The 19320-nt window shown below is 39.0% G+C and carries 18 protein-coding genes and 1 tRNA gene; 18 read left to right on the top strand and 1 reads right to left on the bottom strand.

All coding sequences use genetic code 11. From position 1 onward, the window contains the following. The first annotated feature begins 12 nt into the window (after positions 1–12). The 17 genes from purR (at position 13) to F4694_RS29895 (ending at position 16300) form a co-directional block, all read left to right on the top strand. Complete coding sequence (gene purR, locus F4694_RS29975; protein ID WP_179603568.1) at positions 13–843, top strand: pur operon repressor; 831 nt, start codon at positions 13–15, stop codon at positions 841–843. A gap of 2 nt (positions 844–845) precedes the next feature. Next, positions 846–1220 (top strand): 2-iminobutanoate/2-iminopropanoate deaminase, encoded by a 375-nt coding sequence (ridA, locus tag F4694_RS29970; RefSeq protein ID WP_179603567.1) that lies wholly within the window; start codon positions 846–848, stop codon positions 1218–1220. Between the two features lie 182 nt (positions 1221–1402). Next, positions 1403–1693 (top strand): septation regulator SpoVG, encoded by a 291-nt coding sequence (gene spoVG, locus F4694_RS29965; RefSeq protein ID WP_003347151.1) that lies wholly within the window; start codon positions 1403–1405, stop codon positions 1691–1693. 190 nt (positions 1694–1883) lie between these two features. Continuing rightward, a complete protein-coding gene (glmU, locus tag F4694_RS29960) occupies positions 1884–3257 on the top strand; it encodes a bifunctional UDP-N-acetylglucosamine diphosphorylase/glucosamine-1-phosphate N-acetyltransferase GlmU (protein WP_179603566.1) in 1374 nt (457 codons plus the stop codon). Positions 3258–3278: 21 nt separating this feature from the next. Next, a complete protein-coding gene (locus tag F4694_RS29955) occupies positions 3279–4235 on the top strand; it encodes a ribose-phosphate diphosphokinase (RefSeq protein WP_179603565.1) in 957 nt (318 codons plus the stop codon). A 220-nt stretch (positions 4236–4455) separates the two neighbouring features. Further along, positions 4456–5091, top strand: a complete 636-nt coding sequence (locus tag F4694_RS29950) for a 50S ribosomal protein L25/general stress protein Ctc (RefSeq protein WP_179603564.1) — start codon at positions 4456–4458, stop codon at positions 5089–5091. A gap of 137 nt (positions 5092–5228) precedes the next feature. Further along, complete coding sequence (gene pth, locus F4694_RS29945; RefSeq protein WP_179603563.1) at positions 5229–5789, top strand: aminoacyl-tRNA hydrolase; 561 nt, start codon at positions 5229–5231, stop codon at positions 5787–5789. Between the two features lie 113 nt (positions 5790–5902). Then, positions 5903–6133: an anti-sigma-F factor Fin family protein gene (locus F4694_RS29940; protein ID WP_179603562.1), complete on the top strand. Its 231-nt coding sequence runs from the start codon at positions 5903–5905 to the stop codon at positions 6131–6133. Positions 6134–6232: 99 nt separating this feature from the next. Then, entirely contained in the window at positions 6233–9766 is a 3534-nt protein-coding gene (gene mfd / locus F4694_RS29935; RefSeq protein WP_179603561.1) for a transcription-repair coupling factor, read from the top strand. Positions 9767–9958: 192 nt separating this feature from the next. Next, positions 9959–10495, top strand: coding sequence for a stage V sporulation protein T (gene spoVT, locus F4694_RS29930; RefSeq protein WP_179603560.1), 537 nt, complete (start codon positions 9959–9961; stop codon positions 10493–10495). A gap of 469 nt (positions 10496–10964) precedes the next feature. Then, on the top strand, positions 10965–12587 hold the full coding sequence (locus F4694_RS29925; protein WP_179603559.1) for a putative polysaccharide biosynthesis protein: 1623 nt from the start codon (positions 10965–10967) through the stop codon (positions 12585–12587). Between the two features lie 6 nt (positions 12588–12593). Continuing rightward, positions 12594–14054 carry a bifunctional methyltransferase/pyrophosphohydrolase YabN gene (yabN, locus tag F4694_RS29920; RefSeq protein WP_179603558.1) on the top strand — a complete coding sequence of 487 codons (1461 nt, stop codon included), beginning with the start codon at positions 12594–12596 and terminating at the stop codon, positions 14052–14054. A gap of 17 nt (positions 14055–14071) precedes the next feature. Then, positions 14072–14341 carry an RNA-binding S4 domain-containing protein gene (locus tag F4694_RS29915; RefSeq protein ID WP_090767940.1) on the top strand — a complete coding sequence of 90 codons (270 nt, stop codon included), beginning with the start codon at positions 14072–14074 and terminating at the stop codon, positions 14339–14341. A gap of 90 nt (positions 14342–14431) precedes the next feature. Further along, positions 14432–14734, top strand: coding sequence for a sporulation protein YabP (gene yabP, locus F4694_RS29910; protein WP_095250671.1), 303 nt, complete (start codon positions 14432–14434; stop codon positions 14732–14734). Beyond that, complete coding sequence (gene yabQ / locus F4694_RS29905; RefSeq protein ID WP_179603557.1) at positions 14731–15363, top strand: spore cortex biosynthesis protein YabQ; 633 nt, start codon at positions 14731–14733, stop codon at positions 15361–15363. Before yabP ends, yabQ begins: the two co-directional genes overlap by 4 nt. 13 nt (positions 15364–15376) lie before the next feature. After that, entirely contained in the window at positions 15377–15769 is a 393-nt protein-coding gene (locus F4694_RS29900; RefSeq protein WP_179603556.1) for an FtsB family cell division protein, read from the top strand. Between the two features lie 87 nt (positions 15770–15856). Continuing rightward, the gene (locus F4694_RS29895; protein WP_179603555.1) at positions 15857–16300 is read left to right on the top strand and encodes a S1 domain-containing RNA-binding protein; all 444 of its coding nucleotides are present in this window, start codon (positions 15857–15859) and stop codon (positions 16298–16300) included. 238 nt (positions 16301–16538) lie between these two features. Here the strand turns inward: F4694_RS29895 and F4694_RS29890 are convergent. Beyond that, positions 16539–16612 (bottom strand) — tRNA-Met (locus F4694_RS29890). Between the two features lie 226 nt (positions 16613–16838). On the opposite strand from F4694_RS29890, the gene spoIIE reads away from it, so the two are divergent. Next, entirely contained in the window at positions 16839–19319 is a 2481-nt protein-coding gene (spoIIE, locus tag F4694_RS29885; RefSeq protein WP_179603554.1) for a stage II sporulation protein E, read from the top strand. Position 19320: the final 1 nt, after the last annotated feature.

Below are 19320 nucleotides of genomic sequence, written 5' to 3'. Positions count from 1 at the left end.
TGGAGGATTGCTATGAAGTTTCGCCGCAGTGAACGATTGATCGATATGACGAGCTATTTACTAGACCATCCGCGCCAGTTGGTACCGCTTACCTTCTTTGCTGAACGTTATTCTTCTGCGAAATCTTCTATCAGTGAAGACTTAGCCATAGTTAAGGAGACCTTCGAACAAAGAGGTATCGGAACGCTGCAAACTGTACCTGGTGCAGCGGGCGGAGTTAAATTTTTTGTAAGTGTAAGTGATGAAGAGGCAAGACCTTTTGTGAATGAGTTATGTTCGTTAATTGCCCACCCTGACCGCCTTTTACCAGGGGGATACTTGTATTTAACCGATATTTTGGGTGATCCATCCGTTGTCCAAAAGGCTGGACGGATTATTGCTTCTGCCTATGTGAATACTAAAATCGATGTGGTCATGACAGTAGCTACAAAGGGGATACCCCTTGCTTATGCTGTCGCAAGCCAGCTAAATACGCCTGTTGTAATCGTTAGACGAGATAGTAAAGTAACAGAAGGTCCAACGGTCAGCATTAATTATGTATCTGGGTCAGCAAAAAGAATTCAAACGATGGTTCTTTCAAAAAGGAGTTTGGCTCAAGGCTCTAGGGTCTTGGTAGTCGATGACTTTATGAAAGCAGGCGGAACAGTGATGGGAATGATCAGCTTACTAGAAGAATTTAATGCTACCGTCGCTGGTATTGCCGTTTTGGTTGAAGCTGAAAAAATTGAAGAACGACTCGTTGATGAATACAAATCACTAGTTAAATTGACCGATGTTGATGTAAAGGAAAAGAGGATTCAGGTTACAGAAGGAAACTATTTCAAGAGAAGAACGGAGGAATAAGTATGAAAGTTGTACAAACCAACCAAGCGCCTGCTGCGATTGGGCCCTATTCCCAAGGAATCATCGTAAATAATCTTTTTTACAGTTCTGGTCAAATTCCGTTGACAGCAGAGGGAGTTATGATAGAGGGCGGTATAAAAGAACAGACTCATCAGGTTTTTAAAAATTTGGAAGCGGTCCTTACAGCTGCAGGCGCTTCATTTGAGACAGTTGTAAAGGCTACTGTTTTTATTAAAAGTATGGATGACTTTGCAGTAATTAATGAAGTATATGGTGAATATTTCTCAACGAATAAACCGGCGCGTTCTTGTGTAGAGGTAGCAAGATTACCTAAAGATGCATTGGTTGAAATTGAGGTCATTGCGCTCGTGAAATAATCGAGCGTTTTTATTTTATTCTATAATCACCTTTTTTTAACACATAAAAATCAGACTTTTAAAAATGTTCACCATTTTGTCTTAAATATTTTTAAAATATTTAATAGATTAAGAAGGATTTACTAGAAACCATGTTGAATTAATAACACTAGCTTTTTAACATAAGAAAAGGGTGTGAGCACATGGAAGTAACAGACGTAAGATTACGCCGTGTTAACACGGATGGCCGAATGAGAGCGATTGCATCAATTACATTAGACAATGAATTCGTTGTTCACGACATCCGCGTTATCGACGGCAACAATGGTTTATTTGTGGCTATGCCAAGTAAACGTACTCCAGACGGAGAATTTCGTGATATTGCGCATCCAATCAACTCTGGGACGCGTGGTAAGATTCAAGAAGCTGTCTTGGCTGAGTACCACCGCTTAGGTGAATTAGAAGTAGAATTTGAAGAAGCAGGAGCTTCCTAGAAAGTAGTATTCAACTAGAGCCTACTACAAAGTAGTGCTCTTTTTTTATTTGTCCCCCAACATCCTCCAATTGTTTCCTTCTAATTTTTTCAAAATAACAAATTCGGACACTTTTCTTACATTCCTTGAAATGACTGACTAATTACGTTAATATTTTTAATGGATAAAAAGGTAAATTGGAGGACTGTTCATGTCTAATCGTTATGCTGTGATTTTGGCCGCAGGACAAGGCACCCGGATGAAGTCAAAGCTATATAAAGTCTTACATCCTGTATGTGGGAAGCCGATGGTCCAACATGTTGTGGACCAAGTGAAAATGCTAAATATTCAAGAATTGGTTACCGTGATTGGTCATGGAGCTGAATTGGTAAAGGCTCAATTAGGGGAAGAAAGTCACTATGCCCTTCAAGAAGAGCAGCTTGGAACAGCGCATGCTGTAATGCAGGCGCAGCAGAGTTTAGAAGGTAAAGAAGGGGTTACCATTGTAGTTTGTGGTGATACACCTCTAATTAAAGCTGAAACGATGGAGTCTTTATTTAAACATCATGAGGAAGTATCTGCAAAGGCTACAATTCTTACAGCAAGAATTGATGACCCGACAGGATATGGACGGATTATTCGAAATGAAAATGGCTTTGTAGAAAAAATTGTTGAGCATAAAGATGCAACTGAGACAGAGCGTGAAATAAATGAAATTAATACAGGTACCTATTGTTTTGATAATGCTGCTTTGTTTGAAGCACTGAAAAAGGTTTCAAATGACAATGTTCAAGGCGAGTTTTACCTGCCGGACGTAGTAGAAATCCTAAAAAATCAAGGTGAAGTTGTTACTGCTTTTCAAACCACAGATCTTGAAGAAACGTTAGGCGTTAATGATAGAGTTGCATTAGCAGAAGCGGAAAGAATTATGCGCAGCCGAATAAATGAAGGCCATATGCGTAATGGAGTCACGATTATCGACCCTCGGAATACATACATTGAATCAGATGTTGTAATTGGCCAGGATACAATTATTCTTCCGGGTACAATCTTAAAAGGCAAGACGCGAATTGGATCTGACTGTCAAATCGGGCCAAACTCCGAAATTGATACATGTGAGGTAGGAGATGAAACGGTAATCCGCCAATCTGCCGCCTATAATAGTTCGATTGGGTCTCTTGTTAATATAGGTCCATTTGCACATATTAGACCAGATTCCGACATTCATGATGAAGTGAAGATTGGCAACTTTGTTGAGATTAAGAAGGCGGTTTTCGGAAAAGGAAGTAAAGCTTCTCATCTGAGCTATATTGGTGATGCTGAGGTTGGCAGTGATGTTAATATCGGTTGTGGATCGATAACGGTTAATTATGATGGTAAAAATAAGTTCTTAACGAGGATTGAGGATGGAGTCTTTATTGGCTGTAACTCTAATCTTGTTGCGCCTGTTACTGTTGGCAAAGGAGCGTATGTAGCTGCAGGTTCAACGATTACGAAGGATGTTCCTGGAAATGCATTATCGATTGCACGTGCACAGCAGGTAAATAAGGAAAACTATGTCGAGAAGCTTAATAAGAAAAAATAAGCAAGAATATTGGAGGGCATTATGTCAAATCAATACTTAGATCCAAACTTAAAGGTATTTAGTCTAAATTCAAATCTACCTTTAGCGAGAGAGATTGCCAAGGTTATTGGTGTTGAATTAGGAAAAAGCTCTGTCACAAGATTTAGCGATGGAGAAATTCAAATTAATATCGAAGAGAGTATCCGTGGCTGTGATGTATATGTCATTCAATCGACAAGCTCACCTGTTAATGAAAACATCATGGAATTACTAATCATGATAGACGCTTTGAAAAGAGCCTCTGCTAAGACGATTAATATTGTTATGCCATACTATGGCTATGCGCGTCAGGACCGTAAAGCACGTGCTCGTGAGCCGATTACCGCTAAATTAGTAGCAAACCTTCTTGAAACTGCAGGTGCGTCTCGTGTAATCTGCTTAGACTTACATGCACCACAGATTCAAGGCTTCTTTGAAATTCCAACAGATCATTTAATGGGCGTACCGATCTTAGCCGATTACTTTTTAAAAAGAGAATTTAACGGTGACATCGTTATCGTTTCTCCTGACCATGGCGGTGTAACAAGAGCCCGGAAGTTAGCTGAACGATTAAAAGCACCGATTGCGATTATTGACAAACGTCGTCCACGGCCGAATGTTGCAGAGGTAATGAATATTGTCGGGAATATCGAAGGAAAAATTGCAATCTTAATTGATGACATCATTGACACAGCAGGAACTATCACACTTGCTGCAAATGCGCTCGTGGAGAATGGTGCAAAAGAAGTATATGCTTGCTGTACACACCCTGTTTTATCTGGACCAGCCATGGATAGAATTCAAAATTCAAAAATTAAAGAATTAGTTATTACAAACTCTATCGCTATGCCAGAAGAGAAAAAGACAGATAAAATCATTCAGCTTTCAGTAGCACCTTTAATGGGCGAAGCAATTATCCGCGTACATGAAGAGCAATCTGTAAGTACTTTATTTGATTGATTCTTTATTTTTTGAATCCAGCTCCAGCGCCTAGCCCCTCGGGGTCATAAGCCAATCCGTCAAGAAGGTTAAAGAACAACCTTCCTGCCGGCTCGTCTTATGCCTGTCGGGGCTGGACAAGGCGCTTCCGCTTTTTATTTAAAAAAATGGTTTAGACCTTCCTGTTTTGGGGAATTTTTATAGAGACAGTTAGAACAAAACTAGGAAGGTGACTAAACTCATGAGTACAGTTTTACAAGCAAAGGAACGTAAGGAACTGCGTAGTTCGGAGTTAAGAAGGATAAGAGAAACTGGTAACATTCCTGCTGTAATATATGGGCGGAAGCTTGATAGTAAACCTGTTTCTGTAAGCTCTGCTGATTTAACAAAAACCATTCGAAACGTAGGCAGGAATGGAGTTATTTCACTTGATATAGACGGCGATAAGCATGATGTAGTGTTAACTGACTATCAAGAGGATTTTATTAAAAAGGAAATCATCCATGTTGATTTTCTAGCAGTTGATAAATCCTCTAAGATAAACGTAACGGTGAGACTTGTCCTAACTGGCGAGGCGGCTGGGGTAAAGGATGGCGGTGTTCTTCAGCAGTCTGTTCATGAATTATCGATTACCTCTACTCCATCAGAAATTCCACAGCAAATTGAATTGGATATAAGTAACCTGCAAGTGGGCGAAACAATGAAGGTTTCCGATATCCTCTATCAAGGGTCATTTACGATTAATCATGAGGAAGACGAGGTAATTGCCAGCATTCTGCCTCCTCGTCAAGAAGAGGAAATCAATGCAGGTGAGCAGCAAGAAGGCGGCCACCCTGATAATGAAGAAGGCAGAGAAACAGATCCAGTTGGTGAATAGTGTTTATATGACGTAACCTGAATAGGGTTACGTCTTTTGTCGCATTTGTCGTAAAATTGACGTATTATTAAGTGGGAGAGATTATAATGCTCCGAAAATTATTTAACAGGTGGACTGGGCCGAAAGAGAGGGTAAGAATGAAATTAATAGTTGGTTTAGGAAACCCTGGGAAACAGTATGATAAGACAAGACATAATATTGGATTTGAAGTCATTGATGAGCTTGCGGATCAATTAGATATTCCTTTAAATCAATCAAAATTCAAAGGACTATTTGGAATGGGTTCTCATAAAGGTGAAAAAGTGGTTTTATTAAAACCGCTGACTTATATGAATCTCTCTGGGGAATCCATTAGAGCAATCATGGACTATTACCAGATTGAGTTAGAAGATTTTGTGGTCATCTATGATGATCTTGACTTGCCAGTCGGAAAAATCAGGCTTCGTCAAAAAGGAAGTGCTGGCGGGCATAACGGAATAAAATCTACTGTGGCACATCTTGGGACCCAAGAATTTAACAGAATACGGATTGGAATCGACCGGCCAAGAAACGGTATGAAGGTACCTGATTACGTGTTGGGACGTTTCAGCGAAGAAGATCTTCCAACAACAAAGGAAGCTGTAAAAAAGAGTGCTGAAGCTTGTAAGGCTTGGTTAGAAAAGCCATTCTTACAGGTAATGAATGAATTTAATCAGTAAATTATTCATTAGATAACCCTTTCTTTCATAGAATAAAGAACACATTTCTTTTGAATAAACTCGCTATTCTTCGTAAATACTAGTAGTAATAGTAGAATAGGGAGGGCTTGTTAATGGCCATTCATTATCACTGCCGTCATTGTGGCACAAACATTGGTTCCATTGAACAATCATCGATACACAGCGAAACACTCGGGCTTCATAAATTAACGGAGCAGGAAAGACAAGAGATGGTTGCGTATGATGTGTCTGGTAATATACACATAACTGCTATATGTGAGGATTGTCAGGAAGCATTAGAAAGAAATCCAGATTATCACCAATATGATTTCCTCATTCATTAAACAGCTTTGGAAGCACTCCAAAGCATTTTTCTATTTTTTAAAATACTAATGTCAAATTAAAAATACGAAGAAGATTCAGGAGAGAGGAGGAACGGACTTTTGAAAGGTTTAAAATCACTATTTCTAGACCAAGAAGATATTCACTCTATCATATCTGGAGTCCAAGAAGGCTTGAAAGAACAGCTGATTGCTGGATTATCGGGCTCATCAAGAACAGTCCTGACTGCTGCCATTTACGAGCAGATGAACAGACCAATTCTATTTATTACCCATAATCTCTTGCAAGCACAAAAACTCTATGACGATATTGTAAATCTATTAAGTGAGGATGAAGTTTTTCTTTTTCCAGCAAATGAACTAATAGCAGCTGAGATGAGTATAGCGAGTCCAGAGTTAAAGGCACAAAGGATTGAAGCCTTAAATCACTTCAGTAAGAAAAACAAAGGTATTATGATTGTTCCTATTGCTGGACTAAGAAAAGTCATTCCTCCAAAAAACATCTGGAAGAAGTACCAGTTGTCTTATAAAACAGGTGATGACCTTGATGTTACAGAGGTACTAACTACCTTTGTTAAAATGGGCTATGTTCGGGTGGATATGGTCTCAACCCCTGGAGAGTTTAGTATAAGGGGCGGGATTATTGATATTTATCCGCTTACAGTCAGCAATCCTATCAGGATTGAGTTATTTGATACAGAGATTGATTCGATTCGTTATTTTTCCTTAGAAGACCAGCGTTCCATCGAGAAAACTGGTGAAGTTTTAATTGGGCCTGCTACGGAGGTTCTTTTTGAGGCAGAGAACTTTAGCCGGTTAATCGGTAACCTTGAAGATGGTTTAGCTAAGAGTCTGCGAAAATTAAAGGACGATAAAGCAAAGATTCAGCTCTCACAAAATATTAGTTATGAGCTGGAACAATTAAAAAATAGCCACAAACCAGATCACGTTTTTAAATATCTTTCACTAGCATACGATGGCGGTACTAGTTTACTAGACTATCTTCCCTCTAACGGAATGGTATTTATTGATGAGATAAGCCGGGTCCAAGAAATGAATGAGTCATTAATAAAAGAAGAGGCAGAATGGTATACGGCACTCCTTAGTGAAGGTCAAATTATTCATGATTTGGCTATTTCCCATGATTTACCCGGGCTGCTTCATAAGAGTGACTTTCCGATTCTTTATATGAGTTTGTTTCTTCGCCATGTTGCGAATACGAGTCCGCAAAATATTATCAATGTTTCTTGTAAACAAATGCAAAATTTCCATGGACAAATGCACTTATTGAAGGCAGAAGTTGACAGATGGAAAAAAGGAAATTATTCGATCCTCTTTTTAGGACCAGACGATGAAAGAGTAAAAAAATTAGAACGAGTTTTAGAGGATTATGAAATAGAGGCCTCAATCGCAAAGAGCGGTCAGCAGCTCTTACCTGGAAAAGTTCAAATTATGAAGGGAAACCTGCAAACTGGGTTTGAGTTGTCGATTCAAAAGCTTGCTGTCATTACAGAGGAAGAGCTTTTTACGAAACGGGTCAAAAAGTCTACTAACAGACAAAAGCTTTCTAATGCAGAAAGAATCAAGAGTTATTCTGAACTTAAAGTTGGGGATTATGTCGTCCATGTTAATCACGGGATCGGAAAATACTTAGGAATTGAAACCCTTGTTATAAATGGTGTTCATAAGGATTATCTCCATATTCGCTATCATGGGACAGATAAGCTTTATGTTCCAGTGGAACAAATTGACCTTGTTCAGAAGTATGTCGCTTCAGAAGGAAAAGAGCCCAAAATATACAAGCTTGGCGGCAGTGATTGGAAAAAGGTTAAAAAGAAAGTTCAATCTTCCGTTCAGGACATTGCAGACGATTTAATTAAGCTTTATGCAGAACGCGAAGCAGCGGTTGGTTATGCCTTTTCTCCGGATGGGGATATGCAGAGAGAGTTTGAAACGGCTTTTGCGTACCAGGAAACAGAAGATCAACTTCGGTCCATCCATGAGATTAAAAAGGATATGGAACGACCTAGACCAATGGACCGTTTGCTTTGTGGTGATGTTGGTTATGGGAAAACAGAGGTCGCAATTCGAGCGGCATTTAAAGCCATTGCAGATGGTAAACAAGTGGCACTGCTTGTACCAACAACGATTTTGGCCCAGCAGCATTTTGAGACAATGAGAGAAAGATTTCAAGATTATCCAATCAACATTGGCCTGTTAAGCCGCTTTCGTTCTAAAAAGCAACAAACGGAAACGATAAAAGGATTAAAAGCAGGTACAGTCGATGTCGTAATTGGAACACATCGTATCCTTTCAAAAGATATTATTTATCGTGATTTAGGTTTATTAATCATTGATGAAGAGCAAAGATTCGGGGTAACCCACAAGGAAAAGATAAAAAGGTTAAAAACAAATATCGATGTTTTAACATTAACGGCAACACCGATTCCGAGAACACTTCATATGTCGATGCTCGGTGTTCGGGATTTATCGGTTATTGAAACACCGCCAGAGAACCGTTTCCCAGTTCAAACCTATGTAATGGAGTACAATGGATCGCTTGTTAGAGAGGCGATCGAGAGGGAACTGGCACGTGACGGACAAGTATATTTTCTATATAACAGAGTGGAAGATATTGAACGAAAATCCGAAGAAATATCGATGCTTGTTCCAGATGCCAGGGTAACATTCGCCCATGGACAGATGTCAGAAAATGAATTGGAATCTGTTATGCTTAGCTTTTTGTCTGGTGAGTTTGATGTACTAGTCAGCACGACTATCATTGAAACCGGGGTAGATATTCCTAATGTGAACACGTTGATTGTCTATGATGCCGATCGAATGGGGCTATCACAGCTTTATCAGCTTCGCGGTCGTGTGGGAAGATCTAATCGTGTCGCATATGCTTATTTCACGCACCGCAAGGATAAGGTATTGACTGAGGTAGCGGAAAAACGCCTACAGGCCATAAAGGAATTTACTGAGCTTGGCTCTGGGTTTAAAATTGCGATGCGCGACTTATCGATTAGAGGCGCAGGTAATTTACTTGGGGCACAGCAGCATGGATTCATTGATTCAGTTGGATTTGATCTGTATTCTCAAATGCTGAAAGAAGCTATTGAGGAAAGAAGAGGGGATTTGAAAGCAGAGCAAAAGGCGACTGTAGAAATTGATTTAGAGATAGATGCCTATATCCCTGATACCTACATTAAAGATGGCCATCAAAAAATTGAAATGTATAAGCGTTTTAGAGCCTTACAAACACTGGAAGATATTGAAGAACTTCAGGCAGAAATGATCGATCGTTTTGGTGAATATCCTGAAGAAGTTGATTATCTATTCCAGGTGGCAGAAATGAAGGTTTACGCGCTTCTAGCAGGTGTGGATAGCATTAAGCAAGCAAAACAGGAAGTAACCATGTTAGTTAATGAACGAGCGAGCAGCACAATCGATGGACAAAAGGTCTTTGCGATCAGCAGTAAATATCCACGAATGATTGGGCTTGGAATGGAAGGTCAGAAGTTAAAAATGACCCTTCAGATTAAGGGTACAGAAACGGCACACTGGCTAAATATAGCTTTCGAGATGATTAAAGGGCTTCAAGCTGCAAAAAAGGGTCAGGAAAATCCTGTATAACTGTGTAAATCAGCAGGGGTAATATTCCTTTTTTGTGGTATAATTTTCCTGTTTGTGAAAAAATATTACGAATGTGTATAGAACTTTCCAGATGAAAGATACTAAGTTCAAAGTTGGTGATGATTCCATCTACAGGAAGGATTATCAAAACCAAGTTAGTAAAATCATCAGATGAAAGTGAGGCAACATTGGATGAAAGCAACTGGAATAGTTCGTCGAATCGATGATTTGGGTCGTGTTGTCATTCCCAAAGAAATACGCAGAACGCTGCGTATCCGTGAGGGGGATCCGTTAGAGATCTTTGTAGATCGAGATGGAGAAGTTATTTTAAAGAAATATTCACCAATCAGCGAGTTAAGCGATTTTGCCAAAGAATATGCAGAAGCCCTTTTTGACAGCCTCGGAAATCCGGTATTAATTTGTGATAGGGACAGTTATATTGCATTAGCAGGCAGTTCTAAAAAAGATTATCTAAATAAAAATATAAGTGATTTAGTTGAAAAAACAATGGAAGACCGTAATTCTGTCCTTGTAACGCAGCAAGGTGATATTGCGTTAGCCGATGGCAACGATGAAACCATTTCATCTTATACAATTGGACCAATCATTGCAAACGGCGATCCAATTGGTGCTGTTATTATCTATTCAAAAGAGGGAACTCTTGGCGAGGTAGAGAAAAAGGCTGTTGAAACTGCTGCTGGATTTTTAGCAAGACAAATGGAGTCCTAGAACTAATATTATTCTCAAAATAAAAGAGACAGCCTTCGCTGTCTTTTTTATTTGTCTTGAAATCCAGCTCCACTAGAGTATTAGAGGTGGATAGTGCCGATAAATCAAGAGAGCAGAGTTTACGGAAACTATAAGGCATGTAGTGCCGATAAATCGAGAGCAGAGGGTTTACGGAAACTATAAGAGGCATATAGTGCCGATAAATCGAGAGAAGAGGATTTACGGAAATTATAAGAGGCATATAGTGCCGATAAATTGAGAGAAGAGGGTTTACGGAAACTATAAGAGGCATATAGTGCCGATAAATCAAGAGAGCAGAGTTTACGGAAATTAAAAGAGGCATATAGTGCCGATAAATCAAAAGACAAGAGTTTACTGGAATAAGCCGCCGTCAACATGGGGTCCGAGGCGCTTGCCGCTTTATAATATGCTATAATACACACGAGTTAGGTTAGTTAGGAGATAAGAAATGAAGCATGTAAACCAGTCAAAGGCTCTTTTTAGGGGGGCTTTTATTTTAGCCATTGCAGCATTAGTAACGAAAGTCCTAAGTGCTGTTTATCGGGTTCCGTTTCAAAATATTGTTGGTGATGTTGGCTTTTATATCTATCAGCAGGTATACCCGTTTTATGGTCTAGCCATGGTCCTATCGACCACAGGTTTCCCGGTTGTTATTTCAAAGTTATATGCGGAACAAAAGGAAAAGGGTGAACATGAGAAAATAAGACGGCTTTTATTTGTCTCCTATATCCTTTTACAGTTATTTGGACTTATTTGTTTTTTTATTCTCTATTTTGGTGCCAATCCTATAGCGATATGGATGAATGATGAGAAGTTAGCGATTTTACTTAGGGTTGTCTCAATTGTCTTTTTATTATTTCCGTTTGCTGCTATTTTGAGAGGGTATTATCAGGGGAAAGGGGATATGGTGCCAACGGCTCTTTCACAGGTGGGTGAACAATTAATAAGGGCATTCACCATTCTCTTTTCTGCCTACGTGCTGACAAAGTTGGGATATTCGCTGTATCTGATTGGCGGAGGTGCCATGTTTGGATCGATTACCGGAAGTATGGTATCAGCAGTTATCTTGTTTACATTCCTTTGGATTCGTAAAGAATGGGGAATAATTGCTCCTCGAAAAGGAATGCTGGCGGGCTATTATCGAGAGGTTGGCATTATTTTTAAGACGCTTGTCTATCAAGGTTTAACAATCTGTATTAGTGGAATGCTCATGATCTTTATACAAATGGCTGATGCTTTGAACCTGTACTCTTTACTTACTGAGAATGGATATGGGATTGAAAAGGCAAAGGGGATAAAGGGAATATTTGACCGTGGGCAGCCAATAATTCAATTAGGGACGATTGTTGCTGTATCCATGTCCTTATCACTTGTACCCTTAATTACGAGTGCAAGAATTAAAAAGGATATTTCTTTCTTGCGTGATAAAATTCAGCTGGCTATTCGAATAGCTATCGTCATTGGTGTCGGGGCATCTGTAGGTCTATGGGCAATTATTGAGCCAGCTAATATTATGCTATTTGAAAATAACTCAGGGTCTTCGGTATTAGGAATTCTTAGCTTTGTTATTCTCCTTAGCTCAATCATTACGACGATCATTGCTATAATGCAGGGGCTAGGTTCATTACTTTTTCCTGCAGTTATCGTTCTCGCAATCTTTCCATTAAAATACATGTTAAATAATTTTTTCGTCCCGGCATTTGGGACCATGGGCGCCGCTTATGCAACCCTTATTACGTTAATTTTTGCATGCGGCATTCTTTACTTAAAATTTATAAAAATGCAGAACATTCCGCTGCTATCGTTTCACTTTCTACGAACCCTTTTGACAGCAGCCTTTATGATGGTAATCCTTTTAAAAGGCTATCTAGCCTTAACGGATATGATTACGATACCGGTTGGGACTGAGAGGATAATGGCAGCCATTCAGGCGCTCGGAGGTGCCGTTTCCGGAGGATTCCTTTTCTTGTTTATTATCATTAGAGGTGGCGTCTTTTTGGAAAAAGAATTATCATTATTTCCTTTCGGCAGCAAATTAAGCCTTTTATTACCTAATAAGAATAGGAGTTAGAAATATATGGGCAAAACAATTGAAGTTCTCGGTTTAGGAGCGGGAGATCTCGAACAGCTCCCCTTTGGCGTTTATAAGAAGTTAATGAAGGCAGATCATGTATACTTAAGAACAAAGGAACATCCCGTTATTACAGAACTAGTTCAAGAAGGACTTGGCTTTACATCATTTGATTCCATTTATGAAAAGCATGACCAGTTTGAAGAGGTATATCAAGAAATTGTCCAAAAACTGTTGGAAAAAGCAAAGGCAGAACAGGTGATTTATGCAGTACCTGGTCATCCTCTTGTTGCCGAACGAACTGTTCAATTGCTTTTGGAATATGGTCCAAAAGAGGATATAGATATCACTATTGGCGGTGGCCAAAGCTTTATCGACGCCATTTTTCAATCACTAAAAATAGATCCTGTAGATGGTTTCCAGCTTTTAGATGGAACCCTTCTCAAATCTAGTCAGCTGCAAATTGATCAGCATATTTTTATAAGTCAAGTTTATGACCAATTTGTCGCTTCAAATATTAAGCTAACTCTTATGGAAAGACTTCCTGATGATTATGAAGTTGTCATTGTTACTGCCGCGGGAAGCAGGAATGAACGTATAGAGAGGGTTCCTTTGTATGAGTTAGACCGTAAAGTAACCCTTGATAATCTCACATCTGTTTATGTACCTCCTGTACAGGATGAACAAATCATGCTGAAAAACTTCTCTAAGCTGCGTGAGATTATTGCTGTTTTAAGAGGACCAAATGGCTGTCCATGGGATAAAGAACAAACACACGAGTCATTAAAAAAGTACTTGATTGAAGAAACCTACGAAGTAATCGAAGCCATTGATAGCGGCGATATTGACCATTTAATAGAAGAGCTCGGTGATGTCTTGCTGCAGGTTATGCTTCACGCACAAATCGGCGAGGATGAAGGCTATTTTGCGATTGAGGATGTTATTGAGGTACTATCAGAGAAGATGATTCGCAGGCACCCACATGTTTTTGGAGATAAGAAAGCAGAGAATTCTAAAGAAGTTCTTCGTAACTGGCAGGAAATTAAGAAGCAGGAAAAGGGCGAAAGGGAATCCTCTTTGCTTGAGGGCATTTCAAAATCGATGCCGAACTTACTAAGAGCCTTTGAGATTCAGAAGAAAGCGGCAAAAGTTGGCTTTGATTGGCAGGAGATAACACCAGCTCTGGAGAAAGTGAAAGAAGAGCTGGAGGAATTCGAGTATGAGATAAAGCAGGCAAATTTTGTTGACGCTAAAAAAGAATTTGGCGACATCCTGTTTGCTATTGTGAATATCGCAAGGTTTCTAGATATCAATCCTGAAGAGGCGTTATTTGGAACTAATGAAAAGTTTATTCGCAGATTTCAATTTATAGAAGAACGTGTAAAGAAAAGCGGAAAGTCTGTTGAGGAGCATTCACTCGAGGAACTTGATCAATTCTGGGATGAGGCAAAATCAAAAGGACTTTAGAAACGGGGGATCATTTAATGAGATTAGATAAGTATTTAAAGGTATCAAGACTAATAAAAAGAAGGACTCTGGCAAAAGAGGTTTCCGATCAAGGGAGAATTCTCATAAACGGAAAAGAGGCTAAAGCAAGTTCCACAGTAAAAGTCGGTGACGAACTCACGATCCGTCTTGGACAAAGACTAGTTACAGCAAGAATTGATCAAATTCAAGATACAACGCGCAAAGAAGCAGCGGCTGAAATGTATACGATTATTAAAGACGAAAGAATTGGAGAATCACAGTTCTAATCGATGCCCTTAAAAGGCTTGTTCTAATTCATTTATCCCTTACATAAAAATGTAATAAATGGTTGTACAAATGATTGTGAGGGATGAATGATGAGCCAATATTATGAAACAAATCCTGTCAAAAGTACTGTTCCAGAGCATGATGTCATCATGAGGGGAAGAAAACTTCTCGATATAACAGGTGTTAAACAAGTAGAGAGCTTTGATAATGAGGAGTTCTTATTAGAAACTTCTATGGGTTTTTTAGCCATTAAAGGGCAAAACCTGCAAATGAAAAACCTCGATGTAGAAAAGGGGATTGTCTCCATTAAGGGAAAGATATTTGACTTAGTGTACTTAGATGAACAGCATGGGGAGAAAGCTAAAGGGTTCTTTAGTAAGTTGTTCCGATGACACTTTCCACTCAATTCCTTACCATGCTTTCAATGATCGGAATGGGTTCGCTGTTTGGGGTTATGTTTGATACCTATCAGCGTTTCTTAGACCGTCCGAACCGAAAGTCATGGATTGTTTTTATTAATGACTTGTTGTTTTGGGTCATTCAAGCTCTAATTATCTTTTACATTCTTTTCCTTGTTAACAATGGGGAGTTACGTTTCTACATTTTCGTGGCACTTCTTTGTGGCTTTGCGGCCTATCAAAGTTTATTTAAAGGTATTTATTTAAGATTACTTGAAGCCACGATAAGAAGCGTAATAGCCCTTTATCAATTTTTTAGAAGGGCTTTCCAGCTCCTTATCTATAAACCTGTCGTAGGCATTATTCAGTTGCTAATTTCTATTGTTATTCTACTTGGCAGGGGGACTCTTTCCCTTGTCAAATTTATTTTAAAGATTTTATTGTTTATTCTTAAGGTACTATGGGTGCCACTCGTCAAGATTGTATTAATACTTTGGAAACTTTTGCCGAAAAGTATTAAAAAATCCGTCGAGAAGTTATATAATAGAACGGCAGGAATTTTTATGGAAATCAAGAACTATTTAAGTAAGTGGATTAAAAAGTGGAAAAGACCAAAAGAGTAAGGAGGGATGGGAATTGAGTTCAGTAAAAGAAAAGAATATAGCCAAAATCCAATCAACGTACGTCCACCAGCAAGAAGTAGCAGAAATTGCTTCAGCTAGGAAAAGGAAATTATTATATAGAAGACTTTCCTTGTTTTTAGTATTTGCTGCTGTCATGTCATATTTAATGATTACTAGCTTTATTTCCCAATCCTCAACTTTAGATAAAAAAGTGGCACAAAAGAGGCAGTTGGAACAAGAGCTGACACAATTAAAAAAACAACAACAAATGCTAAAAGAAGATATTGTAAAATTAAACGATGATGATTACCTTGCTAAGCTTGCTAGAAAAGAATACTTTTTCTCAGAAAATGGTGAAATTATCTTTAATATTCCAGAAGAAAATAAAGGTAAAAACAACCAATAACTAGTCTTATTGACACTTATTTTTCCCATTTTGTATAATATAAAGTAGGTATCATTTTTTTATTTCTTAAGGAGGAAAATTCTTTTTATGTCAATCGAAGTAGGCAGCAAGTTACAAGGAAAGGTAACAGGGATTACAAATTTCGGAGCTTTTGTGGAGCTGCCTGATGGCTCAACTGGACTCGTACACATCAGTGAGGTTGCTGACAATTATGTGAAAGATATCAATGATCATCTTAAGGTTGGTGACCAAGTAGAGGTTAAAGTCATCAATGTAGAGAAAGATGGGAAAATTGGGCTATCCATAAAAAAGGCAAAAGATAGACCACAGGCCCCGCAAAGATCCCATTCACACTCGAACTCACATTCGCAACGTCCTCGTCAGGGCAGACAAAATGATCGGAATGCTCCAAAAGTAGAAACGTTTGAGTCAAAAATGGCGAAGTTTTTAAAAGATAGTGAGGATCGTTTAACTTCTTTAAAACGTCATACGGAATCTAAGCGTGGCGGTAGAGGAGCTAGAAGGGGTTAACTTGTTGCTTATTTAAAAAAATCATATATTGCCTATTCAAGACAGGTCTAGCGACTTGTCTTTTTTGTTTGCAAAAAAAGCGTCGAATTATTCGACGCTTTCGCTTTTCTGATTGTCTAGCTGCAGCGCCTAGGGGCTCGGGTCATAAGCCAATCCGTCAAAAAGGTTAAAGAGCAACCTTTCTGCCGGCTCGTCTTATGCCTGTCGCCCCTGGACAAGGCGCTTCCGCTTTTCTGTATAGCGGCGGAGGGGATCGAACCCCCGACCTTACGGGTATGAACCGTACGCTCTAGCCAGCTGAGCTACACCGCCAAGTATCCAAGACACAATGAATATAATACAGGTGAAAACTAATAGTGTCAAATAGTTTTTTTAGTTATTCCGTATTCCGACATCCTTTCAATTTGTCAAAATTATTTGAATAAATATAGTGGAAACCGTCGAACGAAACTTTGCATACGTTCACTAATTTGACAAAATTTTAAATCTATTAATTTTATAATAGTCTTTAACAAGAATTAATAGAGGAGTGTGACTTATGGAAAAGCTAGAACGGAGTTTACTAGAACCGGTCGGAGAGGTTAACTTTCGATCCTCTAAATGGTCTTGGGACAGCGTTTTGAAAAAAATCCAATTAAAAGTTGAATCCTTCTTTCTTATAAAGGGTTACCTATTACTTATTGTAGGTTTCTTATTAGGAAGAGCTTTGATATTATCCACGCTTGCTCCCTTTAGTCTGCCTTTTTTCGCAGCGGTCTTTTTAATAAAAAGAGATCGATCTCCGCTTGTCTTAGTAGGATTGGTTGCGGGCGCAGCAACTGTCTCCTTGAAGAATGCAGCATTTACCTTTTTGGTTTCCATTCTTTTTCTAGTTATATATCGGATTAGTGAGAGATGGATTAAAAATGAAATGAGAATGATTCCGCTTTTGGTTGCAATCATTCTAGGGGCGGGAAAATTGGCCGAGGCCTTTATTATTTCTAGGCAACTGACACTTTATGATGCGATGATGGTGGGTGTTCAGGCTAGTTTATCGTTTATACTAACGCTTATCTTCTTACAGAGCATCCCTTTATTAATCTTAAACAAGCGCAGACAATTGTTAAAAACCGAGGAAATTGTTTGCTTAATCATAATGCTTGCTTCAATCATGACCGGAACAATCGGCTGGAAAATTTACGATTTATCACTTGAGCATATTATGTCCCGTTATCTTGTTTTGGTATTTTCATTTATTGCGGGTGCCACAGTTGGTTCGACAGTCGGTGTCGTAACGGGTTTAATTTTTAGTCTTGCAAGTGTTTCAAGCTTTTATCATATGAGCCTGCTTGCTTTTTCAGGTGTACTAGGCGGTTTATTAAAAGAAGGAAAGAAAATAGGGGTAGCAATTGGTTTGTTTATTGCAACACTTTTAATTGGTATGTATGGTCAGGAGGGCGGTTCAGGCTCTTTAACTACTACACTATTGGAGTCCGCAGCAGCCATTGTACTTTTCCTCTTAACACCGCAGCTATTTACCTCTAAATTGGCAAAATATATTCCTGGTACACCGGAATATACATCAGAACAACAAAAATACATGAGAAAAATGCGTGATGTGACAGCACAAAGAGTGGCCCAATTTTCTAGTGTCTTCCATGCGCTTTCAAATAGTTTTTCGCAGATGGAAACAAAGCCTATTGATAAAGAAGATGAACGGGAAATGGATTATTTTATGAGCCATGTAACGGAAAAAACATGTAATACTTGCTTTAAAAAGGAGCAGTGTTGGGCGAAGAATTTTAATACAACCTATGGATATTTAGAAGAAATTATTCACGAGATGGATCAAAATGACGGCGCAGTTTCGCCAAAATTATCTCGTGAATGGGATAAACACTGTACTCGTTCAAAAAGAGTATATGAGGCGGTAGGGCAGGAGCTGACCTTTTACCAAGCCAACCAAAAGTTAAAGAAACAGGTTCAGGAAAGCAGGAGACTAGTAGCAGATCAACTTCTTGGTGTTTCCGAGGTGATGGATAACTTCGCCAAAGAAATCCAGCGAGAACGTGAGAATCATCATAAGCAGGAGGAACAAATCCTGGAGTCCATTCAGGCATTTGGTGTTCAGGTGGAGCATGTTGAAATCTATAGTCTTGAGTCAGGAAATGTGGATATTGAAATGTCCGTTCCATTTTGTAATGGCCATGGGGAGTGTGAAAAGTTAATTGCACCAATGTTATCCGACATCCTTGGGGAACAAATTATTGTTACCTCTGAAGAATGTGCTGCATACCCCAACGGTTTCTGTCATGTAGTGTTTCAATCGTCAAAGGCCTATACAGTTGAAACAGGAATGGCCCATGCAGCTATGGATGGCGGGTTTGTTTCAGGAGACAGCTATTCAACCATGGAACTGGGGTTAGGGAAATTTGCGATTGCCATCAGTGATGGAATGGGGAACGGAGAAAGAGCCCATTATGAGAGCAAAGAGACGCTGCAGCTTTTACAAAAAATACTGCAATCTGGTATTGACGAAAAGGTTGCCATAAAGTCAGTCAACTCTATTCTATCACTTCGAACGACAGATGAAATCTTTGCAACATTAGACTTAGCGATGATTGATCTTCAAAACGCTTCAGCAAAATTCCTAAAGATAGGTTCAACTCCTAGTTTTATAAAAAGGGGAAATAAAGTAATCAAAATCCAAGCTAGTAATTTGCCGATAGGAATTTTAGAGGAATTTGAAGTGGATGTAGTGAGTGAGCAGTTAAAAGCCGGGGATTTACTCATCATGATGAGTGACGGTATCTTTGAAGGGCCCAAGCATGTAGAAAATTATGACTTGTGGATGAAACGAAAAATACAAGAATTACAAACTGATGATCCTCAGGAAATATCTGATTTAATATTGGAAGAAGTGATTCGTTCAAGGGATAACTTGATTGGTGATGATATGACAATTGCTGTGGCGAAGATAAAGCACAATACACCTAAATGGGCTAGTATTCCTGTTACAAGGATGAAGAAACGAGCGTAAT

This window comes from Neobacillus driksii, from assembly GCF_013409995.1.
Lineage (GTDB): Bacteria > Bacillota > Bacilli > Bacillales > Cytobacillaceae > Neobacillus > Neobacillus driksii.
This window is presented reverse-complemented; position numbering and strand designations above follow the sequence as displayed.